Annotated in this window: 22 protein-coding genes; 13 read left to right on the plus strand and 9 right to left on the minus strand. The window is 53.9% G+C overall.

Annotated features, from left to right (window positions below):
• Positions 1-102: 102 nt before the first annotated feature.
• Positions 103-465, minus strand: a complete 363-nt coding sequence (locus AB8809_RS17005) for a cupin domain-containing protein (protein WP_256599641.1) — start codon at positions 463-465, stop codon at positions 103-105.
• A gap of 76 nt (positions 466-541) precedes the next feature.
• Positions 542-1354 (minus strand): AraC family transcriptional regulator, encoded by an 813-nt coding sequence (locus tag AB8809_RS17010; RefSeq protein ID WP_180778327.1) that lies wholly within the window; start codon positions 1352-1354, stop codon positions 542-544.
• 300 nt (positions 1355-1654) lie between these two features.
• Here AB8809_RS17010 and AB8809_RS17015 point away from each other — a divergent pair, with 300 nt between their 5' ends.
• The 4 genes from AB8809_RS17015 to arsC all read left to right on the plus strand — a co-directional run bounded on the left by AB8809_RS17015 (position 1655) and on the right by arsC (position 4807).
• The gene (locus AB8809_RS17015; protein ID WP_180778436.1) at positions 1655-2206 is read left to right on the plus strand and encodes a glycine cleavage system transcriptional repressor; all 552 of its coding nucleotides are present in this window, start codon (positions 1655-1657) and stop codon (positions 2204-2206) included.
• Between the two features lie 108 nt (positions 2207-2314).
• Positions 2315-2782, plus strand: coding sequence for a thioredoxin-dependent thiol peroxidase (gene bcp / locus AB8809_RS17020; protein WP_015839422.1), 468 nt, complete (start codon positions 2315-2317; stop codon positions 2780-2782).
• 196 nt (positions 2783-2978) lie between these two features.
• On the plus strand, positions 2979-4415 hold the full coding sequence (locus AB8809_RS17025) for a M48 family metalloprotease (protein WP_369987606.1): 1437 nt from the start codon (positions 2979-2981) through the stop codon (positions 4413-4415).
• Positions 4416-4429: 14 nt separating this feature from the next.
• Positions 4430-4807, plus strand: coding sequence for an arsenate reductase (glutaredoxin) (arsC, locus tag AB8809_RS17030; protein WP_332408602.1), 378 nt, complete (start codon positions 4430-4432; stop codon positions 4805-4807).
• A gap of 76 nt (positions 4808-4883) precedes the next feature.
• Here arsC and hda read toward each other — a convergent pair whose 3' ends face one another.
• The 3 genes from hda to upp all read right to left on the minus strand — a co-directional run bounded on the left by hda (position 4884) and on the right by upp (position 7835).
• Positions 4884-5591 carry a DnaA inactivator Hda gene (hda, locus tag AB8809_RS17035; RefSeq protein WP_015839419.1) on the minus strand — a complete coding sequence of 236 codons (708 nt, stop codon included), beginning with the start codon at positions 5589-5591 and terminating at the stop codon, positions 4884-4886.
• Positions 5592-5690: 99 nt separating this feature from the next.
• Complete coding sequence (uraA, locus tag AB8809_RS17040) at positions 5691-6980, minus strand: uracil permease (protein ID WP_014914592.1); 1290 nt, start codon at positions 6978-6980, stop codon at positions 5691-5693.
• Positions 6981-7208: 228 nt separating this feature from the next.
• A complete protein-coding gene (gene upp / locus AB8809_RS17045) occupies positions 7209-7835 on the minus strand; it encodes a uracil phosphoribosyltransferase (RefSeq protein ID WP_014914591.1) in 627 nt (208 codons plus the stop codon).
• Positions 7836-8172: 337 nt separating this feature from the next.
• Here upp and purM point away from each other — a divergent pair, with 337 nt between their 5' ends.
• The 5 genes from purM (at position 8173) to speG (ending at position 14111) form a co-directional block, all read left to right on the plus strand.
• A complete protein-coding gene (gene purM, locus AB8809_RS17050) occupies positions 8173-9210 on the plus strand; it encodes a phosphoribosylformylglycinamidine cyclo-ligase (protein ID WP_015839417.1) in 1038 nt (345 codons plus the stop codon).
• The gene (gene purN, locus AB8809_RS17055) at positions 9210-9848 is read left to right on the plus strand and encodes a phosphoribosylglycinamide formyltransferase (RefSeq protein ID WP_015839416.1); all 639 of its coding nucleotides are present in this window, start codon (positions 9210-9212) and stop codon (positions 9846-9848) included. Before purM ends, purN begins: the two co-directional genes overlap by 1 nt.
• Before the next feature lie 294 nt (positions 9849-10142).
• Positions 10143-11249: an ABC transporter substrate-binding protein gene (locus AB8809_RS17060; RefSeq protein WP_180778325.1), complete on the plus strand. Its 1107-nt coding sequence runs from the start codon at positions 10143-10145 to the stop codon at positions 11247-11249.
• Entirely contained in the window at positions 11242-13368 is a 2127-nt protein-coding gene (locus tag AB8809_RS17065) for a TonB-dependent siderophore receptor (protein ID WP_349855080.1), read from the plus strand. Before AB8809_RS17060 ends, AB8809_RS17065 begins: the two co-directional genes overlap by 8 nt.
• A 167-nt stretch (positions 13369-13535) precedes the next feature.
• Positions 13536-14111, plus strand: a complete 576-nt coding sequence (speG, locus tag AB8809_RS17070) for a spermidine N1-acetyltransferase (RefSeq protein ID WP_010284156.1) — start codon at positions 13536-13538, stop codon at positions 14109-14111.
• A 333-nt stretch (positions 14112-14444) separates the two neighbouring features.
• Here the strand turns inward: speG and ybbP are convergent, their stop codons facing one another.
• Both ybbP and ybbA read right to left on the minus strand, forming a co-directional pair.
• Complete coding sequence (gene ybbP, locus AB8809_RS17075) at positions 14445-16874, minus strand: putative ABC transporter permease subunit YbbP (protein WP_349855084.1); 2430 nt, start codon at positions 16872-16874, stop codon at positions 14445-14447.
• Positions 16871-17602 (minus strand): putative ABC transporter ATP-binding protein YbbA, encoded by a 732-nt coding sequence (ybbA, locus tag AB8809_RS17080; RefSeq protein WP_113632269.1) that lies wholly within the window; start codon positions 17600-17602, stop codon positions 16871-16873. The genes ybbP and ybbA overlap by 4 nt, the downstream gene beginning before the upstream one ends.
• On the opposite strand from ybbA, the gene tesA reads away from it, so the two are divergent.
• The 3 genes from tesA to AB8809_RS17095 all read left to right on the plus strand — a co-directional run bounded on the left by tesA (position 17525) and on the right by AB8809_RS17095 (position 19977).
• Positions 17525-18208 (plus strand): multifunctional acyl-CoA thioesterase I/protease I/lysophospholipase L1, encoded by a 684-nt coding sequence (gene tesA, locus AB8809_RS17085; RefSeq protein WP_180778321.1) that lies wholly within the window; start codon positions 17525-17527, stop codon positions 18206-18208. The genes ybbA and tesA overlap by 78 nt on opposite strands.
• A gap of 28 nt (positions 18209-18236) precedes the next feature.
• On the plus strand, positions 18237-19007 hold the full coding sequence (locus AB8809_RS17090; protein ID WP_015839409.1) for an SDR family oxidoreductase: 771 nt from the start codon (positions 18237-18239) through the stop codon (positions 19005-19007).
• Between the two features lie 109 nt (positions 19008-19116).
• On the plus strand, positions 19117-19977 hold the full coding sequence (locus AB8809_RS17095; RefSeq protein WP_181830045.1) for a co-chaperone YbbN: 861 nt from the start codon (positions 19117-19119) through the stop codon (positions 19975-19977).
• Between the two features lie 415 nt (positions 19978-20392).
• Here the strand turns inward: AB8809_RS17095 and AB8809_RS17100 are convergent, their stop codons facing one another.
• A complete protein-coding gene (locus AB8809_RS17100) occupies positions 20393-21586 on the minus strand; it encodes a nicotinamide mononucleotide deamidase-related protein YfaY (RefSeq protein WP_349855085.1) in 1194 nt (397 codons plus the stop codon).
• Between the two features lie 220 nt (positions 21587-21806).
• Between AB8809_RS17100 and tyrP the strand changes: the two genes are divergently transcribed.
• Entirely contained in the window at positions 21807-23015 is a 1209-nt protein-coding gene (gene tyrP / locus AB8809_RS17105) for a tyrosine transporter TyrP (RefSeq protein ID WP_369986531.1), read from the plus strand.
• Positions 23016-23216: 201 nt separating this feature from the next.
• On the opposite strand, the gene AB8809_RS17110 is transcribed toward tyrP, so the two are convergent.
• Positions 23217-23756 (minus strand): YfaZ family outer membrane protein, encoded by a 540-nt coding sequence (locus tag AB8809_RS17110; RefSeq protein ID WP_015839405.1) that lies wholly within the window; start codon positions 23754-23756, stop codon positions 23217-23219.
• Between the last annotated feature and the right edge of the window lie 226 nt (positions 23757-23982).

Genomic DNA, 23982 nt, shown 5'->3' on the forward strand with positions numbered 1-23982 from the left:
CGAAATTAAAAATGCTTCTGACGTTTTGCGCCAAAAGCAGCCCGTTTACTGCGACTTATCCGTCACTCGCGGGATGTTTCAGGTTATTTTTCACCCAACCGATCAAATCCAAATATCATTTTCAGCCGTCCGCTCACCGCCTTCATGACCCGTATTCAGCACGCCTTTTGGTTCAATGAGCAGCATTTTTACTTCGTGTTCTGCATAAGGCTTATGTTCAACGCCGCGTGGGACAACGTACATTTCCCCAGCATTGATGTGCACATCGCCGTCACGAAAATCGATTCTCAGTTGGCCTGCCAGCACGATGAATGTTTCGTCCGTTTCGGGATGGGAATGCCAGATGAAATCGCCCTGAATTTTCACGATTTTAAACTGATAGTCATTCATCTCCGCGATCACTTTCGGCTGCCAGCGATCGTCGAATAACGCTAACTTTTGGGCAAAATTAATGGATTTATACATACCGTCTCTCCTTATGATGACGCCCTCAGACTAGCGAAGCAGAGTACCGACTGTATTGAACGATTGTGCAAGTAGATTAAAACGTAGTGAACATTCGCTGCCAGTGACCCGGTGAAAGGCCAAATGCCTTCACGAAATGACGCGTCATATGGCTTTGGTCCGCGAAACCCGCCCGAGCGGCGATATCGACGAGGCTGTCACCGGCCAGCATACCTCGCCGACAGTGTTCGAGACGGCGCATGGTGACGTAGCGGTACGGCGTCGTGCCGAAAAGTGCGCGGAAATCGCGCGTCAGGCTCCAGCGGTCCCGACCGCTCACCAGTGCCAGCTCATCAAGCGTAATGGCCTTATCAAAGGCATCATGAATATATTCACGTGCCCGTTCGGCAGCGTGGTAGTCGAACAAACGCCGCGGATGCCGCTGTCCACCCACAGCCGATAGAGCCTGCGCCAGATCGTAGAGCACATCATCTTCTTCCAGTTCATCGAATCCCTCCTCCATCGCTCTGAGCAACGGTTCCGTTGCCGCAAACAGACGCGGATCGTTAGATATGCCGCCGTTAACGAAGGGCAGAGGTTTACCACCGAGTATTTTTTGAATCAGCGCCGGCTCAACGTAAATCATGCGGTACTGAAAGCCGTCGGCAGAACCCGCTTCGCCATCATGAATCTCATCCGGATGAAGTACCAGCGTTCCCCCCGGCACGCTATTGCACAGGCTGCCACGATAGTGAAAACGCTGCACGCCGGATAACGTCCGCCCAATCGCATAGGTGTCGTGCCGATGGGGATCGTAACCGTGCCCACGGAAGAAAGCCTCAATTCGTTCGAACGAGGCGGGATGCTGGGCCTGCTTTACCCAGTCGTTATTTATTTGATGCCGTCGCATGATGAAAGGCGCTTTATCTCTGGTGACCAGAATTCACCTTAACGCGGAATGCCCACAATCACGAAATATTGTCTAAGCGACGGCAAGCGGCGTTAAAAATTGCTCCAGGTTTTTACGGCGGGCTATCCCTGCCCGCCGCCCTTCGGGCCGCCGCAAGCGGCGTTAAAAATTGCTCCAGTTTTTTACGGCGGGCTATCCCTGCCCGCCGCCCTTCGGGCCGCCGCAAGCGGCGTTAAAAATTGCTCCAAGCAATTTTTTATGTTTACCATGTGATTAATGGGAAAAAAGACAGGAAGCATGATGTTGCCAAGCTCACAAGAATACTATCTGGTTATTACCGCACTGGGGGTTGATCGCCCTGGTATTGTCAATGCGATTACCCGCCACGTCAGTAGCTGTGGCTGCAATATCGAAGATAGCCGTCTTGCCATGCTGGGCAAAGAATTCACCTTCATTATGTTGCTGTCCGGTAGCTGGAACGCGATAACGCTGATCGAATCAACCCTGCCGCTGAAAGGCGCAGAGATGGATCTGCTGATCGTGATGAAGCGGACGGAGTCACAGGCCAGCCAGCCGACGCCCTCTACCGTCTGGGTGAAGGTTGACGTTGCCGACTCCCCTCACATCATCGAGCGTTTTACCGATTTATTCGATTCTCATCAGTTAAACATTGCTGAGCTGGTGTCAAAAACACAGCCCGCCGAGGGTGGCAAACCGCCGCAGTTGTATATTCAGATTGCCGCACACAGTTCTGCCACGCTGGATAGCTCAATTATTGAGCCAGCCTTTCATCAGCTATGTACAGAATTGAACGCACAAGGCAGTATTAGCGTCGTTAACTATGCCCAGTAGTATTTGGCACCCAATAGTATTTGTGCCCAATAGCATAACGCTGCCATTATTATTGCGAATAGCATGGGTATATCCACAGCATGAAGAGAAACAAGACGGAGAGTCGTGATGAACACACTGAAAGCCGGTGATATTGCACCGAAATTTAGCTTGCCCGACCAAGATGGCGAACAAGTAAATTTAACCGACTTCCAGGGACAGAAAGTGTTGGTGTATTTCTACCCTAAAGCGATGACGCCAGGATGCACCGTTCAAGCCTGCGGCCTGCGCGACAACATGGACGATCTGAAAAAATATGGCGTTGAAGTTCTCGGTATCAGCACGGACAAATCAGAAAAACTGTCCCGCTTTGTCGAGAAAGAAGTCTTAAATTTCACGCTGCTTTCTGATGAAGACCATCAGGTTTCAGAAGGATTTGGCGTTTGGGGAGAAAAAACCTTCATGGGGAAAACCTATGATGGTATTCATCGTATCAGTTTCCTGATCGATGAAAACGGCAAGGTCGAGAAGGTTTTTGACGACTTCAAAACCAGCAACCACCACGACATCGTTCTCGATTATTTGAAAAACGCCTGATTCGCGGTTTTTAAATCCTCCACCGGCACCGTCATACGTGCCGGTTTTTCCTGTTATTCTTCCTCTTCACTACGTTTTTCCCGCTCGGGCATTTCTTTGTCTGCCATCGCTGGCTAAGATAGTTGGCAGAATGCTTTCACGTTAGCTGTTGATAAGGTTATCTTCCGTTATGTCTATTCGGTTAAGAAAAACGGTCATGTCCGTGCTGTTTGGGGCACTACTGGCTGGCAACCTGCTTCCTGCTCAGGCCGACACGCAGGATCGGCTGCCGGATATCGGCACCACCGCAGGCGGTACGCTCAGTATCAATCAGGAACTGGCAATGGGGGATTTTTACGTCCGCCAACTGCGTGCCGGCGCACCGCTTATCAACGATCCGCTGCTGTCGAATTACATTAATCAACTCGGTAACAGATTGGTCAAACAGGCCGATTCCGTGCGTACGCCGTTTCATTTTTACCTGATCCGTAATGATGACATTAACGCCTTTGCCTTCTTTGGCGGCAACGTGGTGCTGCATTCTGCGCTGTTCCGCTATGCCGATAGCGAAAGCGAACTGGCCTCCGTGCTGGCACATGAAATCTCTCACGTTACCCAACGTCATCTGGCGCGTAGCATGGAATCACAGCAGCGTAGCGCCCCGCTTACGTGGGTTGGCGCGCTCGGTTCCATACTGTTGGCGATGGCTAATCCACAGTTGGGGATGGCGGCACTTAGCGGTACGCTGGCGGGTGCGCAGCAGGGCATGATTACGTTCACGCAGGCGAATGAACAAGAGGCAGACCGCATCGGGATTCAGGTCTTGCAGCGTGCGGGGTTCGATCCGCAAGCCATGCCAAATTTCCTGCAAAAACTGGCGGATCAGTCGCGTTACGCTTCCAGACCGCCGGAAATGCTGTTGACTCACCCCTTGCCGGAAAGTCGCCTGTCCGACGCCCGCAACCGCGCCAACCAGATGCGTTCAACGCCAGTGCAATCTTCTCAGGATTTCCTGTTCGCCAAAATACGAACCTTTGGCATGTATGGCTCACCGGATCGTCCGCTGAGCAACGATCTGCTGGAGCAATGGGAAAAAGGCAACGTGCGGGAACAGTTGGCCGCAAAGTATGGCCGAGCGATTCAGTTTTATCAGGCGAAAAAGTACGATGAGGCGCGCAATGTACTGCAACCGCTGCTAAGCAGCGCGCCTGAAAACCCGTGGTTTCTGGATATGATGACCGATATCGATCTGGGACAAAACCGCGCGGCTCAGGCTATCAGCCGCTTACAAAACGCTCCCGGAGCACAGGCTAATCCGGTACTTCAGCTTAATCTGGCAAATGCCTATGTGGAAGGGAAGCAGCCTGCAGCCGCCAGCAAAATACTCTATCGCTACACCTACGCTCACCTTGACGACTCGAACGGCTGGGATCTGCTGGCACAAGCCGCAGCAGCACAAGGACAGCGCGCGGAAGAACTGGCAGCACGCGCAGAGAGTCTGGCGCTCAGCGGCCAGCTCGACCAGGCTATTCGGCTACTGAGCAACGCGAGCTCACTGGTTAAATTGGGGAGTCTGGAACAGGCGCGCTACGACGCCCGCATCGACCAGCTGCGCCAATTGCAGCAGCGTTTCCGCCAGTACCAGAAATCCTGATAAGGAGCATGACGATGACACAATCTTCAACCCAAACATCCGTGACGATTTACCACAACCCGCGCTGCTCCAAAAGCCGTGAAACGCTGGCGCTGTTGCAGGAACACAATGTCACGCCCGACGTCGTGCTCTATCTCGACACGCCGCCCGATGCCGCGACGCTGGCTCAGCTTATTCAACAATTGGGCTTTAACAGCGCACGTGAGTTAATGAGAACCAAAGAAGAGCGTTATCAGCAGTTGGGGCTGTCCGATACCGCGCTGACAGAAACGCAGCTGATTCAGGCAATGGTCGATAACCCGAAACTCATCGAGCGCCCTATCGTCGTGGCGCACGGCCAGGCACGTATTGGCCGCCCGCCGGAACAGGTGCTGGAAATACTGTCGTTGTAAAAAATGGCGGTAAAAATAGTTGTAAACGAGAGACGTGAACGATCCTCAACGACGATCTTTTAACAACGATCGTTAACTACAGTCCGAGGATCTCTTTCACAAAAGGAATGGTCAGCTTGCGCTGTGCGGTGATGGAAGCGTGGTCAAGCTGATCGAGCGTCATAAATAACGTCCGCATTTCCCGATCCAGACGTTTAAGCAGAAAACGGCTCACGTCTTCCGGCAATTCGAACCCGCGCAGTCTGGCGCGCAGCTGTAGCGCTTCCCCTTTCTCATCATCCGACAGCGGTTGCAGCTTGTAGATTTGTCCCCAGTCGAGACGAGAAGCCAGATCGGGCAGGTGTAAATTCAGCTGACGCGGCGGACGATCGCCGGTAATCAACAGCCGAGCACGTCCTGTTTCCTGAATGCGGTTATACAAGTTAAACACTGCCATTTCCCACTCTTCATCACCCGCAATCGATTCGATGTTATCGATACACACCAGCGCCAGTTGCTCCATACCTTCCAACACATCCGGCACAAAATAGGCGCGCTTATCTAACGGCACGTAGCCCACCGCGCGTTCCTGACGCGACAGTTCAGCGCAGGCAGCATGCAGCAGATGGCTGCGCCCGCCCCCTTCGCGTGACCAGAAATAGATGTAGCTACCATGCTCCTGATGCAAAGCATTATTAATAGCGGCAAGAAGAGACGCGTTTTCACCCGGATAGAAACTGGCAAAGGTTTCGTCATCGGGTAAGTAGAGTGGCAATGAAAGCTGTGCCGGCGTGTTCAGAATCACCTCAAGCAAAACGGGCAGGAAATCGGATCGAGTTTATCACAGAAACCGTGCCCTGTTGAGGACGCGATAGTGACGGCCTCAACAGGGGAACTAATGCGGTTATGAACGTGCGTCGTTCTCTTCCGGCGCATCGAGGATCTCTTCCTCTTTGCGGAACAGGCTGATGACCTTAAACACCAGGCTCATCCCGATACCGACAACCGTCGCCAGCGCCATGCCTTTCAGCTCAGTCGCGCCCAGATGCACTTTTGCGCCGCTGACGCCAATGATCAGGATCACGGAGGTCAGGATCAGGTTTTGCGCTTTGTTGTAATCCACTTTGGATTCAATCAGTACGCGAATACCAGACGCCCCAATCACGCCGTACAGCAACAGCGATACACCGCCCATGACAGGAACCGGTACAGCCTGAATCGCCGCCGCCAGTTTGCCCACGCAGGAGAGCAGAATCGCGAGGATCGCTGCACCGCCGATAACCCAGGTGCTGTACACTTTGGTAATCGCCAGCACGCCGATGTTTTCACCGTAGGTTGTGTTCGGCGTAGAACCAAAGAAGCCGGACAGCACGGTAGAAATGCCGTTGGCGAACATGGAGCGATGCAGCCCCGGTTCACGCATCAGATCTTTCTTCACGATATTCGCCGTCACAACCAGATGGCCAACGTGTTCTGCAATCACCACCAGTGCCGCAGGCAGAATCGCCAGAATGGCAAACCATTCAAAGCGCGGCGTGTAGAATGTTGGCATCGCAAACCAGTGCGCTTCACGAATCGGGGTCAAATCCACCACGCCCAGCGCGAACGACAGCGCATAGCCTGCCAGTACCCCGATCAGAATCGGGATGATCGCCAGAAAACCGCGAAACAGTACCGATCCCAGAATGGTGATTGCTAGCGTCGCCAGTGAAATCGTCACCGCGGTAGAATCGACAGAAGCGCCATCGGCAGGCAACAATCCGGCCATTCCCGCCGCCACACCGGCCAGTTCAAGGCCGATAACCGCAACAATCGCCCCCATCGCCGCAGGGGGGAACAGCACATTCAGCCAGCCAGTCCCCGCTTTCTTAACAATCAGCGCCACCAGACAGAACAACACGCCGCACATGATGAAACCACCTAGTGCGACCTCGTATCCCAGCGGCAACAGCAGTAAAACCGGAGAAATGAACGCGAAACTCGACCCCAGATACGCCGGGATTTTCCCCTTACAAATGAATAAATAAAGCAGCGTACCGACACCGTTGAATAACAGTACGGTTGCCGGATTGATCTTGAACAGAATGGGTACCAGAACGGTAGCGCCAAACATCGCAAACAGATGCTGGAAACTCAACGGGATGGTTTGTAACAAGGGTGGTCGTTCACTTACCCCGATGGCGCGACGAGTCATCTTCAATATCCTCTGTAATGTTGTTATCGAGTGTTGCTATTTGTGTGTGCAGGTAGACCCGCACTTATTATCACAGCCAGACTCACCCCGCCCCGCCGTAGCGAAGCAGGAGAATGGTGACTGCTGATGTATAAAAGAACCGCGTGTGACGTAACACAGGCCGTGGCGCACCATAGGCAATACTTAGGTTGGCGCCAAAAAAAAGCCGACTATAAGTCGGCTTACCTGTTATTTCGTACCAAATATTTTATCGCCCGCATCGCCCAGGCCCGGCATGATGTAACCCTGCTCGTTGAGGCCTTTATCGATGGATGCTGTGTAAAGCTCGATATCCGGGTGAGCTTTTTCCAGTGCGGCAATCCCTTCTGGCGCCGCGACCAACACCAACACCTTAATGCTGTGACAACCCGCTTTTTTCAGCAGATCGATCGTCGCAATCATTGAACCGCCGGTTGCCAACATAGGGTCAACCACCAGCGCCATGCGCTCTTCGATATTGGAAACCAGCTTTTGGAAATAAGGAACAGGCTCTAGCGTCTCTTCATCACGGTAGATACCGACAACGCTGATACGCGCGCTAGGGACATTTTCCAGCACGCCTTCCATCATCCCTAATCCTGCACGGAGAATCGGTACGACGGTAATTTTCTTGCCTTTGATCTGATCGACTTCAACTGGACCGCACCAGCCATCAATGGTGACTTTTTCGGTTGCCAGGTCAGCCGTCGCTTCGTAAGTCAGCAAACTTCCCACTTCGGAAGCCAGTTCACGAAAACGCTTCGTACTAATATCGTTCTCTCGCATCAAACCCAGTTTGTGTTTGACGAGCGGGTGTTTCACCTCGACGATCTTCATCATTATCTCCCCATCGGCTAGTGGACGGACAAAAACGCCAAACGCGTTTTTAAACACCGCTTGCGGCGGCCCGCAGGGCGGCGGGCACGAGAGCCCGTCGTAAAAAAAATCGCGGGATTATACCGCCTTTTTTACTTAGCGCCATATGATTAAGCCTGATCCAGATCAACCGAGGAGAGAAATTGTCGCCGTTAGCGAAAAATAGCCAGCCGATGACTCATCGCTCGCAAACGATTGCCTACACTGTTAGAATTAGCGCGCATTATTTTTACCACAGTATGTTTTCTAAATACCGTGTTTTCTGAATACGACCCGTAACCTTCGTGGGGACTCAGCAGTGACCGACAAAACCTCTCTCAGCTATAAAGACGCAGGCGTGGATATCGATGCGGGTAATGCATTGGTAGACCGTATTAAAGGTGTAGTGAAACAGACCCGTCGCCCGGAAGTTATGGGTGGATTGGGTGGTTTCGGTGCCTTGTGCGCCTTACCGCAAAAATACCGCGAACCGATTCTGGTTTCCGGCACTGACGGAGTCGGCACCAAACTGCGCCTGGCGATGGACCTGAAGCGCCACGATACCATTGGTATCGATCTGGTTGCGATGTGCGTGAACGATCTGGTGGTTCAGGGTGCTGAGCCGCTGTTCTTCCTCGACTATTACGCTACAGGCAAACTGGATGTCGATACGGCTGCCAGTGTGATTACCGGTATCGCGGAAGGCTGTAAGCAATCAGGCTGTGCGCTGGTCGGTGGCGAAACCGCCGAAATGCCGGGCATGTACCACGGCGAAGACTACGACGTTGCCGGCTTCTGCGTCGGTGTCGTAGAAAAATCAGAAATCATTGACGGCAGCAAAGTCCAGAACGGCGATGTTCTGGTTGCCCTCGCGTCCAGCGGGCCGCACTCAAACGGTTATTCTCTGGTACGCAAAGTGCTTGAAGTCAGCAAAACCGATCCAGAGCAGTTCGAGCTGGAAGGCAAACCGCTGGCCGATCACCTGCTGGCACCGACCAAAATCTACGTGAAATCCATCCTGTCCCTGATTGAGAAAGTGGACGTCCATGCGATTTCTCACCTGACCGGCGGCGGCTTCTGGGAAAATATCCCACGCGTTCTGCCAGAAGGTATGCAGGCGACTATCGATGAATCCAGCTGGCAATGGCCTGCGGTGTTCAACTGGCTGCAACAGGCCGGGAATGTCAGCCGTCACGAAATGTATCGTACTTTTAACTGCGGTGTTGGTATGATCATCGCACTGCCAGCCGAACAGGCAGACGAGGCCGTTGCATTACTCAACAGCAGCGGTGAAAACGCATGGAAAATCGGCGTCATTACTCAAACCGATGCCGGAGACGCAGTGGTTATTAACTGATGAAAAACATCGTTGTGCTGATTTCAGGTCATGGAAGCAACTTGCAGGCGTTGATTGACGCCTGTAAGAACGGACGTCTCAAAGGAAAGATCGTCGCCGTATTCAGTAATAATGCGGAGGCCTACGGGCTGGAACGCGCGCAGAATGCGGATATTCCTACGTGCGTCCTGAACCCTGAAGATTTTGCCGATCGCGCCGCATTTGATGCCGCACTGGCAAATGAAATTGAGCAATATGAGCCGGCGCTGGTGGTTCTGGCAGGTTACATGCGGATTCTTAGCCCGGAATTTGTTGCCCAATTTGCCGGCAAAATGCTGAACATTCACCCTTCTCTGCTGCCCAAATATCCCGGCCTGCATACACACCGCAAGGCGCTGGAAAATGGCGATCGGGAACATGGGACTTCCGTGCATTTTGTCACGGATGAGCTGGATGGTGGCCCACTGATTCTGCAAGCGAAGGTGCCTGTATTTAGTGACGACACCGAAGAAAGCCTGAGCGAACGCGTGAAAACGCACGAGCACACGATTTATCCGATGGTCATTAACTGGTTCCTGAACGGCAGACTGGTGATGCGGGATAATGAAGCCTGGCTGGACAGCGTGCGTATTCCGCCACAGGGCTACGCTGCTGAGTAATTCTGTCTCTTCATCATCTTAGTAAGGCTCCCACTACGGAGCCTTACTCACTTCCTCTTCCTGCTTTTTTCTTAGCTCCCCTTCTCCGCATATTTCCTCCCTACACACACGCGACACATCGCTATTTTCAGCCCTATCCGCGCTTTAAATATTTACTAATCTTTACTAAGCGAACACTAAGACTCAGATAAAAAAGAACATTTCTATCAACCGGAATTACACCCACTTTTCATCGGTTGAAAACGAAAATGACAATGATTATCTTTCCCCATCCTAAATTCTGTGAACTCCCCCATGCGTACTGTCTTACTACTCTGTCTGCTTTTCCTCAGCCCATTCCTACAAGCAAAAACGGTCACCGATATGTTGGGCCGACAGGTGGAAATACCAGACAATCCCCAACGCATCATTCTGGGTGAGAGCCGCATGCTATATACGCTGGCACTGCTTCAGCCTGATAACCCGGCAAAGCATGTTGTCGGCTGGCCGGGAGATATGGCGCGCTACGATGCGCAAAGCTGGTCACGCTATACCGAAAAATTCCCACAGCTTAACCAGATCCCACAGTTAGGTAACGGCAGCCTGCAAGCTATGAACGCGGAGATGCTGCTGCCGCTAAAACCCGATCTGGTCATTCTTCCCCGGTTGGCAAAAAACGCGGCCAATGAAGACCTGCTGCAACAAACGCTGACTCGTGCCGGGATCCCGTTTATTTACGTCGACCTGCGTATCGACCTGCTTAACAACACGTTACCCAGTATTCGCCTGCTCGGCGAGGTGCTGAATCAGCCCCAGCGCGCTGCCGCCTTCAGCAATTTCTATCAGCAGCATATGGACGTGGTTCGCCAGCGTATCGCGCAATACCACGGTAAAAAACCGACGGTCATGCTGCATTTGCATCTGGGTAGACGTGATACCTGCTGCACCACGGCGGTCGGCGGCAGCCTTGGCGACCTGCTGACTTTCGCTGGCGGCGAGAATATTGCCAACGGCACCATCAACAGCGTCTACGGGGAGTTGAGCCCAGAGCGCGTGCTGGCTGCCAATCCTGATGTCTACATCGCCACCGGCATGGCCGGGCCGGAAGGCAAACGTTTCTCCAGTCTGATGCTCGGACCGCTGGTGAACGCCGCGCAGGCGAAAGAGAGCTTCGACACGCTTATCCGTCAGGAACCTATTTTGTCTCACCTGCAAGCCGTACAAACAGGCCGGGCCTGGAGCATGTGGCACAACTTCTACCTCAGCCCGTACCACGTCGTGATGGTCGAAATGTTTGCCAAGGCGCTTTACCCGGATCGGTTTGCCGATATCGATCCGCAACAAACACTACAACAACTCTACCAGCAGTTTTTACCTATTGAATTTTCAGGGATTTATTGGAGTCAGATTTCGCATGAATAAGTTTGCTATAAGAAAGACCACGTTCCGCCACGGCTGGCCGCTGCTGGCGCTGTTGCCGTTTAGCATTCAGGCCGCCATTGTTGATGGCAAAGAAGACACCATGGTGGTGAGCGCAAAACCTGGCGAGCAGACGGGAAAAGAGACGGGTTATCAGCCGCATAAAACCGTGACCGGCACCCGAACCGAAAGCCGCCTGCTGGATGTGCCACAGGCCGTCAACGTCGTTCCGACTCAGGTACTTGACGATCGTGCGGTACGCAACATCGATGAAGCGCTGTATAACGTCAGCGGTATCACCCAGTCGAATACGCTGGGCGGCACACAGGATGCCATCATCAAACGCGGCTTCGGCGATAACCGCGACGGTTCGATTTTCCGCGACGGCGTACGCTCCATTCAGGCACGCAACTTTACGCCCAGCAGCGAGCGCGTCGAAGTGCTGAAAGGCCCGGCCTCCATGCTCTACGGCATGGGTGAACCCGGCGGCGTGATCAATATCATCAGCAAAAAGCCTGAACTGGTACAGAAAACGCACATTGAAGGCTGGGGAAGCAGCTTCAAGGGCGGCGGCGGCCAGTTGGATGTCACCGGTCCGTTAGGTACGTCTGGTCTGGCTTACCGTATGGTGGTCGATCACGATGAAACTGATTACTGGCGCAACTTCGGGCGTAACCGCCAGACGACGGTTGCGCCATCCCTCATGTGGTACGGCGAAGACACCACGGTACGTGTTTCCTACGAACATATGGAATACCTGACGCCTTTCGATCGCGGCACCCTTATCGATCCGAAGACAGGCAAGCCAGTTAATACACCGCGCGATCGCCGCTTTGATGAAAGCTACAATGCAACACGCGGCGATCAGGACAGCGTCACCATGCAGGTTGACCGCAATCTGAATGACCGCTGGAAAAGCAGCCTGACCTATTCGTATAACCGCAACCGCTACAGTGATAATCAGGCGCGTGCTACAAAATACAATGCCAATACGGGAGTCCTGACACGTCAGCCAGACGCTACAAGCTATGCGCATAGCCAGGCGCAAATTGTCCAGCTTACGCTGAATGGCGACGTTGACTGGGGTCGCATCAATCACCAGTTGCTGTTTGGGTTTGACTATGAAGCGGATAGAACATTCCGTGGCGATATGATCCGCGGTACAGCGGCTTCAGGATTCAACATCTATAACCCGGTGTACGGCCAGCAACCAGCCTCTACTGCCGTCAACGCGAAAGACAGTGACCAGCGCGAGAATATCGACAGCAAAGCTTTATTTATGCAGGACGCTATCCGTCTTAACGATCGCTGGCAGTTGCTGGGTGGTTTGCGTTATGACACGTTCGATGTGATGGCGGGTAAAGGACGCCCTTTCATCACCAATACAGACAGCTCATACCACCGCGTCGTACCGCGTGCAGGCGTCATTTACAGCCTGACATCGTATTCATCGCTCTATGCCAGCTACAGCGGTTCATTTAAGCCCAACAGCAATATTGCCAATAACATCGGCGCCCTTCCGCCCGAAATCGGCAAGTCTTACGAAATCGGCGCCAAACTGGATCTGCCCAACCGTATTACCGGTAACGTAGCTTTGTTCGATATTGAAAAACAAAACGTAATGGTCAAGGTTGATGACAATCTTTACCGTACAGCAGGGAAAGTGCGTTCGCAGGGCGTTGAACTGGATCTGGCAGGTAGCCTCACCGATGCCTTAAGCTTGATCGGTTCTTATGCCTATACCGATGCTCGCGTCACCGCAGACCCGGAAAACACAGGTAAACGTATGCCGAATGCCGCACGTCATACAGCCTCGCTGTTCCTGACGCAGGACTTCGGCAATATTGGCCTGGCCGCTGGTGACGATCTGCGCGCGGGTGCGGGCGCGCGCTACGTCAGCCGCCGCGCGGGCGATGCAGCAAACACCTTCTATCTGGATGATTACACTGTCGCCGATGCGTTTATTGCCTATAGCCTGCCGCTCAACGGTTACAAGGTGAAATGGCAGTTGAACGTGAAGAATCTGTTCGACCAGACCTATTACCCCTCCAGCGGTAACAACCTGCGTGTCGCCATCGGCGAGCCGCGTCAGGTGGTGCTGCGCGCCAGCGTCGATTTCTAATCCGCTTTTGCCCCGCATCTCAACGATGCGGGGTCTCTTGCGATGTTTCATTCCACATTACGCGTTCAGCGCCAGCCTATCCGCCGCTATACTAGCGTTGGCATACCCATGCCAGCGTGACTCTGGAAACCTCGGTTCACGTCCTTTTTATCAATTAAGGATTCATTATGTCCGGTACGAGCAATTCCGTTCGGCTACGACCGCTGGAGCGGGACGATCTCACTTTTGTTCATCAGTTGGATAACAATGCCAGTGTGATGCGTTATTGGTTTGAAGAGCCTTACGAGGCCTTTGTCGAACTCAGCGATCTGTACGACAAGCATATTCATGACCAGAGCGAGCGGCGCTTCATTATTGAACACGAACAGACCAAAGTTGGTCTGGTTGAACTGGTGGAAATTAACCATATCCACCGTCGCGCGGAATTTCAGATCATCATCGATCCGGCCTATCAAGGCCGCGGCTACGCCAGCACAGCGGCCAAACTGGCCATGGATTACGGCTTCTCGGTATTGAACCTCTACAAGCTGTATTTAATTGTGGATAAGGAAAACCAGAAAGCGATCCACATCTACAGCAAATTAGGCTTTGAGGTAGAAGGCGAACTGATCCATGAGTTCTTCATCAACGGTGAATATCGCAACACGATCCGCATGTGTATTTTCCAGCATCAATATCTGGCGAAACACAAAACCGTGACGGGAACCGGCGGCGAAGCACCGGGAAGTTCTATAAGCCAGTAAGGTAAAAAGATAGATTCTCTCTGTTATCCGGCATCAAAAATTATGCAGCGGTGAGCTTGACCGCCGAGTGAGCGACAGGACGTCGCGAAAGCCAGTGCCGCGTAGGGAACGCGTCACTGGCGGCTCGGTTAGCGGTCATGAACACCGATGGAACCGCGTAGCGGCATAATTTAGCCAGAAGCCAGGGTTCGCAGGGCTGCGGCGCTTGAGCGCCCTGCGTCGGGCGCTTAGTAAGGTTTTGCATAAACGTGGCGGCGGTACTGCGCACGAAACTTTCTCTGTGTTTGCATAGCAATTCGTCTCAGAGAAAATGGCGTATTCTTATACGCAATATTACCCCGCAAACTGCCGGAACAGGGCTTTACCGCGTAAGAGCCGTAGCCCCAGCCAGCCGCCGCAGAGCGACAGCAGGAATGCAGCGATTAACGGGAGCGTTATCCACATCGTGATATTCGGTTCCCAGGCAAAGTTAAAGACTTTACGCTGCAACAGCCACAGGGCAGATTCTGCGCCAATCGCCGCTGCCGTTCCTGCTACCAGTCCCAGTACCGCGAATTCACACCACAGCGTGGTGCGCAGCAGGCGTAACCCAGCTCCCAGCGTGCGATATACCATCAGTTCCTGACGCCGTTGACGCATCCCGACCTGAATTTGTGCCAACAACAGCAGCACGCCGCAGAACAGTACCAGAATGACCATAATCTCCAGCGCCCGGCTTACCTGCTGTAAGACCTGCCCCACCTGACGCAGAATACTGCCGATATCCAGCACGCTCACCGTCGGGAACTGGCGATTCAGTTGCGTAATCATCTTCTCATCGCCATCATAGCGGAAGCTGGTCAGCCAGGACTGCGGCTGGTTATCCAACGCTCCAACAGGGAAAATGAAGAAGAAATTCGGACGCAGGCTTTCCCAATCGACCTGACGGAAGCTGGTCACCGTGGCGCTAAACGGCTGCGTATCACCGGTAAAGGTCAGCGTATCGCCAATCTTGATCCCCATCTCTTTGGCTTCTTTCGCTTCCATAGAGACTTCACCCGGCTTCGGCGCTTCGCCTTCCACCAGTACGTTGTGCGGCGGAATCCCATTCATCCAGGTCAGGTTCAGCTCACGGTTCACCGTGTTGCCGCCCGGATCGTCCTCGTGGATCACTTCCGTCGCAATCTGCTGATTAATTTCCGTCAGACGCGCACGAATAATCGGGAAGAATTGCTCCGGCGTCACGTCATGCTGAGAGAGGAAATCCTCCACCTGTGGCACCTGCTCCTTCGTGATATTCAGCAGGAAATAGTTCGGGCTGCCCGGCGGCAATTGCTGCTGCCAGCGATCCAGCAAGTCACCGCGCATCACCAGCAGGAGTGCCAAGAGCATAAAGGACAGCGAAAAGGCGGCCAGTTGGCTGAGCGTCGACCACGGCTGGCGCAACAGGCGATTAATGGCTAGACGCAATGCCAGTCGTTTAACCGTCAAGCGTCGTAATAACAGCAACCCGCCCCAACCGATAACGCCCAACAGTAACGACAGCACCGCCATACCGCCGAGCAGCGACCACAGCAGCACGCCGCCACCGGACAACACGGCCAGCAGGCCGACGACAATAAGCAGGACAATCGGCAGGTAGTAGCGCAGCGGCCACACGTTCGCCACCACATCCTGACGTAACACGCGCAGCGGTTGTGTCGCTAGCAGCAGTCGATACGGGCGCAGCCCAACCAGCAGCGAGATTAGAACAAGCGATCCCAGCGCCCATACCCACGGCCACAGCCCAGAAGCTGGCAGTGTGGCGGGCAGCACCGGTGCCAGCATTTTCATCAACAGCGCCTCAAATCCCAGACCGAGCACGCTGCCGCACACCGCCGCCAGCCCGAGCACGGAAAGCCACTGCCCGATGATTAAGCGCCTCAGCGCTTGTCTGCCTGCACCCAGCGTTTTCAGGATAGCGACCAAATCATAACGGCTGCGGCAATAGTGCCCCATCGCCACCGCCACTGCGGCAATAGACAACAGCAGCGTCAGCAGCGCCGACAACAACAGGAACTGCTGCGACCGCTTTAACGACTGGCTCAGCGCGCCTTCAGAATCCTCCATGCCATACCAGCGTTGATCGGGCTTAAGCTGTGGTTTGATGAAGTTGCTGAATTCACTAATTTGCTTCTCATTGCCGGAAAACATGTAGCGCCAGGTAATGCGTCCCCCCGGCTGAATCGCACCGGTTTTTTCGACATCGTCCAGATTCATCAGAATACGCGGCGCGGTCTCAAACGGATTGAAGCCGGCATCCGGCTCCTGAATCAGCTCGCCGCTGATGCGCAGTGCAGTATCACCGACGTCCAGCATATCGCCGACTTTCAGCCCAAGTAGCGCCAGCAGGCGCGGCGCTACCAGCACCGTTCCCGCTTCCGCATGCAGCCCTTCAGGACGCGTCTGCAAATTGCCATACAGCGGATAGCGCTGGTCAGTGGCTTTAACCTGTGCCAGCTGTGGCGTATCGCCCGCGAACGTCATGGTCATGAAAGAAATCTGTCGACTGAGCGTCAGCCCGCGCTGCTGCGCGTCCTGAAGCCAGGCTTCCGCGACAGGCCGTGAAGCACGCAGCACGCGGTCGCCAGCCAGAAAATCACGGCTCTGCTGACTGAGCCCTTTTTCCATGCGATCGCTGATCGTGCCCAGCGCCAGCACACAAGCGACAGCCAGCGTTAATGCCAGCCAGACAATCAGTAAGGAAGGAGAACGCCATTCGCGCCAGAACCACCGCCAGATCATGCGTCCTCCCGCAGCTTGCCGTCGACTAAACGCAGGCGTCGTTCACAGCGCGCCGCCAGTTGTTCATCGTGCGTTACCAGAATCAGCGTGGTGGCATAATCGCGGTTGAGGGAAAACAGCAGATCAACGATGCGTTCCCCGGTTTTACGATCCAGATTCCCGGTAGGCTCATCGGCAAACAAGACGTTGGGACGACCGCTGAACGCACGCGCCAGCGCCACACGCTGCTGCTCACCGCCAGAAAGCTGAGCAGGAAGATGATGTAAGCGCTCACCCAACCCGAGCTGTTGTAACAGTTGCTCAGCCTGTCCACGGCTGTGGCTGTCGCTTTCACCGCGCAGCAACGCGGGTAATTGCACGTTCTCCAATGCATTCAGCGTCGGCACCAGCATGAAAGACTGAAAGACAAAACCGACATGCTGAGCGCGCAGCGCCGCACGGCCTTCCTCATCCAGCGCGTTTAGCGACTTGCCCATCAGACTCACCTCGCCTTCCGAGCCATCATCCAGCCCGGCCAAAATTCCCAGCAAGGTCGATTTCCCCGAACCGGATTCCCCAATCAGGGCAATTGTCTGCGCAGGTTTGACAATAAGCTCAACTCCGGTAAGGATGGAAAGCCGATTTTCTCCCTGACCAACGTGCTTACTAAGATGATGAACTTCAAGAATGTTTTCTACGTGCGCAGTTTTGCTTGGCGTAGCACTCGCTGGGCTGGTCTTCGCAAACATGTTTTCGTCCTTTTGCTTCTGGGATTATGCAGCGTACGCGCTTTCGCCGCTGACACATTATTAATTCTGGGCGATAGCCTTAGCGCGGGCTACCAAATGCCGGCCGCTAACGCGTGGCCAACGCTGTTGAACACACAGTGGCAAACGCAGAAAAAAGGCATCGCTGTGGTTAACGCCAGCATTAGCGGTGACACCACCGCACAAGGGCTGGCGCGACTTCCTGCCTTGTTAAAACAGCATCAGCCACGTTGGGTGTTGATTGAACTGGGCGGCAATGACGGGCTACGGGGATTTCCGGCCCCTAATATCGAGCAGGATCTGGCAAAAATCATCACGCTGGTCAAACAGGCTAACGCTCAGCCTCTGATTATGCAGATCCGTTTGCCGACCAACTATGGCCGTCGCTACACCGAGTCATTCAGCAATATTTACCCCAAATTGGCGGAGCAGTTTGCACTTCCGCTGCTGCCTTTCTTTATGGAGCAGGTGTATCTTAAACCGGAGTGGATGATGGAAGATGGCATCCATCCAACCCGGGATGCCCAACCGTTTATCGCAGAATGGATGGCGAAGCAGCTGGAACCCTTAGTTAACCATGAGTCTTAATAAATAGGCTTTTGAATTAGGTAAAGTTATGCAAAAAACGGTCTTCATTACGGGTTGCTCCAGCGGTATTGGCCTGATTGCCGCTCAGGATCTGCAAAAGCGCGGCTATCGCGTGATTGCGGCCTGCCGCCGCGCAGAAGATGTTGCGCGCCTGAACGCGCTGGGTCTGGAAGCGATTACGCTCGATCTGGATGACAGCGCCAGCGTTGAACAAGCCGCCGCAGAGGTGATCAGACTGACCGATAACCGCCTGTACGGGTTATTTAATAACGCCGGATACGGTCTGTATGGCCCGCTGAATACCATTTCGCGCCAGCAACTCGAACAGCAGTTTTCCAGCAACCTGTTCGGCACGCATCAGCTCACGCAATTACTGCTGCCCGCCATGCTGCCGCACGGCGAAGGCCGTATCATCCAGACCAGTTCGGTGTTAGGGCTAGTGTCAACGCCGGGGCGCGGCGCGTATGCCGCCAGCAAATATGCGTTGGAAGCGTGGTCAGATGCGCTGCGCATGGAGTTACACGGCAGCGGCCTGCACGTCAGCCTGATCGAGCCCGGCCCAATTAGCACACGCTTTACTCATAACGTGGCACAAACGCAGACGGACAAGCCGGTGACCAACCCCGGCATCGCTAAGCGTTTCACTCTACCGCCGGAAGCGATATTGCCGAAGCTCCATCATGCGCTGGAAAGTTCGCGGCCTAAATTACGCTATCCCGTCACGCTGGTCGCTCACGCCTTAACCTGGCTGCGCCGCCTGCTACCGGGGTGTTTGCTGGATAAAGTATTACGAGGATAAACCTCAGAAGGTGAGGTATTGCGCATCTGCCTCTGTTCGAGGCTTGCAAGTGACACCGACAGGCCCCATCTAAGGGTCAAACGCATTCAGGAAGTAAGAGAGACTACTCATGTTAGAACAACAAGCGACTATCATTGACGTCAACGAATCCAACCTGCGTCAGGTGTTGGACCACTCCATGACACTGCCAGTCCTGTTTTACTTCTGGTCGGCGCGTAGCCAGCACTGTCTGGAACTGGAACCGGTGCTGGACAGGCTGGCGCAGGAATATGCAGGACAGTTTGTTCTGGCGAAGGTTGACTGTGATGCCGAACAGCGCGTCGCGGCTCAGTTTGGCCTGCGCTCAATCCCTACCGTTTATCTCGTTAAAGATGCTCAGCCGCTGGACGGTTTTCAGGGGCCACAGCCGGAAGAAGCCATTCGTGAATTGCTGAAACGCGCATTGCCGAAAGAAGAAGAACTGAAAGTCGCGCAGGCACAGCTGTTGATTCAGGAAGACAAACTGCCAGAAGCAATGCAGTTGCTGAAAGACGCCTGGCAACTCAGCCAGCAGCGCAGCGATATCGGTCTGATGCTGGCGGAAGTGCAGATTCAGATTAAACGTAGTGAAGAGGCCGAAGCGGTATTAGCCACCATTCCTTTGCAAGATCAAGATACCCGCTATCACAGTCTCGTCGCGCAGATTGAGTTGCTGAAACAGGCGGCAGATACGCCGGAAATTCAGCATCTACAGCAGAAGTTGGACGCTGACCCGCAAAATGCGGAACTGGCGGTACAGCTGGCGCTGCAACTGCATCAGGTCGGTCGTAATGAAGAAGCACTTGAACTGCTGATGGGATTCCTGAAGAAAGATCTGGCCGTTGCTAACGGCAGCGCACGCAAAACGCTGATGGACATCATGGCCGCCCTCGGCACCGGCGACGCCCTCGCCGCCCGCTACCGTCGGCAGCTCTACTCGTTGCTATATTGATTCTCTTGTGAAAAAGGCCAGAACGTTGATTCTGGCCTTTTTATTTGCTGGTAAGCATTAGCCATCGGCTTATCGGCTTATGCTAGATTGATGTGATGGTTTCGGGCGTGCTAACCACCCTGCTTTTCTGTCATTTCATCACTCGCCCGACAAGGAGCGCTCAATCGCCGCAGCTCCTTGACCTCTGGCTATTTGGCGGACGTTGTGCCGCTTCGCGGTATCTTCGGCGTTCGTGCCCGTTATTCGGGCCGTCAGTGACGCGTTCCCGACGCGGCACTGACTCTCGCCGCGTCCATGCGGCTCACCCGACGGTCACGCCCACCTCAGCACAGCGTTTGACGCCAGAAAATGAAAAACAAAAAAATCAGAGAACATACATAATTTTTTATATGTCTAATATTGTTACGTTTTTACTCTATAACGTTCTCAATACTGAGATCCAGCCGTGTCCGCCGTACACTGACCAGCCGTTTAGCCAGCGGCGCAGCATGTTCATCGCCAGCATTGCAACGACTTCCTGATGCGTTTTCAGGCTGTAGCGCTGTACGTTGAACTGTATCGTTTGGGCGAACGATCCTTCCGGCGTATGCAGCGCTAATGACAGTTCTGCATCATTCCGACTTCCCACAACCAGCGCTAACGACGCCCCCTGACGCTCCGCCAGATGACGAGCATAATCCGCTAGCCCAGACAGGCTGGTATCCTCAATGCATGCCAGCAGTTCCCCGCCCACTAGCGGCGTATTCGCCGACTGGAGCTGCCAGTTGAGCAATCCTGCCGTGAAGTGTTCACCCACTGCCAGCGTCATATCACGTTCAGCCAGACGCCGTGCAAGCTGCGCTGGCAGCCCTTCCGTTCCTTCAAAGAGGGTATTTTCCCCGGCTACGGCGCGCACCGTTTCCCACAGTTGCACCATCTTTTCCTGCTGAGCGGCTGGCCCTGTCAGCTTCAGCTCGATAATCGGCATAGAAGAACGGTAACCCAGCACCACGCCCGGCGGTAACGCCATACCATCCAGCTGACTTGCCAGATCGCTCTCGGAACGACCAAAGGTGGTCAGGCGCAGGCACAGCGGGGCATCGGCAACAGCAAAACGCTCGCGCAAGCGCGGCATAATTTGCTGATCGACCATGACCTTAAACTCAGACGGGACGCCCGGCGTGAAAAACATCAGGCACTTATTCAAGTGCAGTGCAAAACCACAGGCGGTGCCAACCGGGTTATCTACCATTTCCGCGCTGGCGGGGATTTGTGCCTGTTTGCGGTTACTCGGCGCCATCACTCTGCCGCGCTCGGCAAAAAAAGCCTCCATCCGCGCCAGCCATTCTGCGTGCTCAACCAACCCTTCACCTGCTGCAGTGGCCGCCGCCAACGCGCTGAGATCGTCGCTGGTCGGCCCCAAACCACCGTTTACAATCAGGATATCGGCGATCTGGCTACGCTGTGTTATCGCCGTCACCAACGCATCGAGATCGTCCCCCACCGTCATCCGGCTGGTCATCGGTAATCCCTGTTGAAACAAATAATCCGCCAACCAGGCCGCATTGGTATCAATAATCTGACCATGCAGCACTTCATCGCCGGTACACAACATCTCGACCCTAAGCATTTTTTTATTCCTCGTGACGATCCTGAAACCACTTTAAAAAGTCGGATGAACAAACACAATGTTTCTTTCAGCCAGCTCGATAGCACCACGCAGCCGCTAAGCTGCATCCAGTGTAAATATAAAATTACACCCTTCGTAACGGCGTTTTGACAGAAATCACTGAATACTCTACCCTGCTGCCAAAAATATCTGGATAGCCACGCTATATATAGAGGAATAGGTGAAAAATCGTACTCTTGGCAGTATTTTTATCGTTGCTGGTACTACAATTGGAGCAGGAATGTTGGCGATGCCGTTGGCAACGGCTGGCGTCGGATTTGGCACGACATTGATAGTATTAATCGGTCTGTGGGCACTGATGTGTTACAGCGCCCTGCTGCTGGTTGAAGTGTATCAACATCAGCCATCGCACACCGGATTAGGCACGTTGGCAAAAATCTACCTCGGCCGTTGGGGACAATGGATTACCGGTTTCAGTATGCTATTTCTGATGTATGCGCTCACGGCAGCCTATATCAGCGGCGCAGGCGAACTGCTCGCCACCAGCATTAGCCAATGGAGTGGCTACTCACTTCCACTATCCGCCGGTATTCTACTCTTCACGCTGGTTGCGGGCGGCGTCGTCTGTATCGGGACTTCCTCTGTCGATTTGTTTAACCGCATTCTGTTTAGCGGCAAAGTGCTTATGCTCGTCATTATGCTGGCCGTCATGGTTCCACATATTCAGCGCGTTAATCTCTTAACGCTCCCGCTGCAACAGGGTCTGACGCTCTCGGCATTACCCGTCATTCTGACGTCATTCGGCTTTCACGGCAGTATCCCCAGTATTGTGCATTACATGGGTGGTGACAGCCGTAAGCTGCGCCGGATATTTCTTATCGGTAGCGTGATACCGCTGATTGCCTACATTTTCTGGCAGCTCGCGATGCTAGGCAGCCTCAGTTCTTCAACATTCAATGCGATTTTGGCCGATCAGGCGGGGTTGAATGGACTGATGCAGGCTATTCGTACGCTGGTGGCTTCACCGCACGTTGAACTGGCCGTCCACCTGTTTGCCGATCTGGCGCTGGCGACCTCTTTCCTCGGCGTGGCGCTTGGGCTATTCGATTATTTAGCCGATCTGTTTAAGCGTAAAAATAGCGTCACCGGACGTGCCCAAACGGGTTTGCTGACCTTTATCCCACCGCTGGTGTTTGCACTCTTTTATCCGCAAGGGTTCGTGATGGCGCTGGGTTATGCGGCGATCGCACTGGCCGTGCTGGCACTGCTTATTCCCGTCCTGCTGAGCTGGCAGGTACGCAAACAGCGCCCTGAAATACGTGCGACGCGCGGAGGTGCTCCAGTTCTGGCGCTGGTTTTCGCCAGCGGCGTAGGCATCATCCTGATCCAACTGGCGATGGTCGCAGGCTGGCTACCGTCAATCAGCTAATCTTTTTCAGCGACGCCTAGGCATAAAAAAAGAGCGTGAACTCAACATTCACGCCCTTTTTTCTTTCGAACCACGATACCCTAAATAATTCGAGTTGCAGGCAGGCGGCGACGCAGTGAATCCCCAGGAGCTTACACCAGTAAGTGACTGGGGTGAGCGAGGAAAGCCAACACACCTGCGGCCTGGAGAATCGTGGGAATATCAGAAGCTCAGACCAACGCCGACATAAGCAGAATCAGCCAGTTTGTTATCCGGCCCATTCTCGCGCGCCATATTGATGTAGCGGTAACCCACATCAACGCTCAGCGGTGCAAAGACCTGCCAGCGTACGCCTGCTTTCCCTTCAACGTAGTGATCGACATGGCTGGAGAAAGCATCCGGTGAATAGTAGCCTTCACCATACAGCGAGAACTGACGGCTCAGCGGCCACTGCACGCCACCGCCCAGAGCAACGCCATAGCCATCATTGCCGTGGTCCTGATTCAGGTACAGCGCTTTACCACCCAGAGTCAGTTTAAGTGGGCCAACAGGGATGGTGTATCCCAGACCGAAGCCGTAGACGTCATTGTTATTGTCACCGTGGGCATAGCTCACATTACCCGCAAGCCCAGGAATGCCCAGACCGAAGCCCGCACTGGCACCGGCGTAATCGCGACCTGCTTCCCCGGAAAGGCTAATGGCATGTACAGAAGCACTTGCAAGTAACAGGCTTCCCGCACAGGCAATCACAAACTTTTTCATTTTCAATATCCTTAAAACCGTCGTTAAACGCGCGTGTAAAGATGTTATCGTTGCCGATTCTACCCGAAACGCCCCCTCACTCCAGCACGAAATTGCCCTGAGCAGCGATTTATTCTTTTAATAATCATGAAAATTTTCATTCAGCGCTGCTGACAATAGCAACAATAAGCGCGGCCTATTTGCTCAAAGAAGACAAAGTGAACAATAGTACTCACCATGGATGACG

The organism is Pectobacterium aroidearum (assembly GCF_041228105.1).
GTDB lineage: Bacteria > Pseudomonadota > Gammaproteobacteria > Enterobacterales > Enterobacteriaceae > Pectobacterium > Pectobacterium aroidearum.

Excerpts from the sequence above, each read along its gene's own strand:
- AB8809_RS17110 (WP_015839405.1), bottom strand. The coding sequence starts at position 23,756 with ATGAAAAAGTTTGTGATTGCCTGTGCGGGAAGCCTGTTACTTGCAAGT.
- bcp (WP_015839422.1), top strand. The coding sequence starts at position 2,315 with ATGAACACACTGAAAGCCGGTGATATTGCACCGAAATTTAGCTTGCCC.
- upp (WP_014914591.1), bottom strand. The coding sequence starts at position 7,835 with ATGAAGATCGTCGAGGTGAAACACCCGCTCGTCAAACACAAACTGGGT.
- arsC (WP_332408602.1), top strand. The coding sequence starts at position 4,430 with ATGACACAATCTTCAACCCAAACATCCGTGACGATTTACCACAACCCG.
- purN (WP_015839416.1), top strand. The coding sequence starts at position 9,210 with ATGAAAAACATCGTTGTGCTGATTTCAGGTCATGGAAGCAACTTGCAG.
- AB8809_RS17065 (WP_349855080.1), top strand. The coding sequence starts at position 11,242 with ATGAATAAGTTTGCTATAAGAAAGACCACGTTCCGCCACGGCTGGCCG.
- AB8809_RS17025 (WP_369987606.1), top strand. The coding sequence starts at position 2,979 with ATGTCCGTGCTGTTTGGGGCACTACTGGCTGGCAACCTGCTTCCTGCT.
- tesA (WP_180778321.1), top strand. The coding sequence starts at position 17,525 with ATGATGAACTTCAAGAATGTTTTCTACGTGCGCAGTTTTGCTTGGCGT.
- speG (WP_010284156.1), top strand. The coding sequence starts at position 13,536 with ATGTCCGGTACGAGCAATTCCGTTCGGCTACGACCGCTGGAGCGGGAC.
- AB8809_RS17095 (WP_181830045.1), top strand. The coding sequence starts at position 19,117 with ATGTTAGAACAACAAGCGACTATCATTGACGTCAACGAATCCAACCTG.
- ybbA (WP_113632269.1), bottom strand. The coding sequence starts at position 17,602 with ATGTTTGCGAAGACCAGCCCAGCGAGTGCTACGCCAAGCAAAACTGCG.
- ybbP (WP_349855084.1), bottom strand. The coding sequence starts at position 16,874 with ATGATCTGGCGGTGGTTCTGGCGCGAATGGCGTTCTCCTTCCTTACTG.
- AB8809_RS17010 (WP_180778327.1), bottom strand. The coding sequence starts at position 1,354 with ATGCGACGGCATCAAATAAATAACGACTGGGTAAAGCAGGCCCAGCAT.
- AB8809_RS17015 (WP_180778436.1), top strand. The coding sequence starts at position 1,655 with ATGTTGCCAAGCTCACAAGAATACTATCTGGTTATTACCGCACTGGGG.
- AB8809_RS17005 (WP_256599641.1), bottom strand. The coding sequence starts at position 465 with ATGTATAAATCCATTAATTTTGCCCAAAAGTTAGCGTTATTCGACGAT.
- AB8809_RS17100 (WP_349855085.1), bottom strand. The coding sequence starts at position 21,586 with ATGCTTAGGGTCGAGATGTTGTGTACCGGCGATGAAGTGCTGCATGGT.
- AB8809_RS17090 (WP_015839409.1), top strand. The coding sequence starts at position 18,237 with ATGCAAAAAACGGTCTTCATTACGGGTTGCTCCAGCGGTATTGGCCTG.
- uraA (WP_014914592.1), bottom strand. The coding sequence starts at position 6,980 with ATGACTCGTCGCGCCATCGGGGTAAGTGAACGACCACCCTTGTTACAA.
- AB8809_RS17060 (WP_180778325.1), top strand. The coding sequence starts at position 10,143 with ATGCGTACTGTCTTACTACTCTGTCTGCTTTTCCTCAGCCCATTCCTA.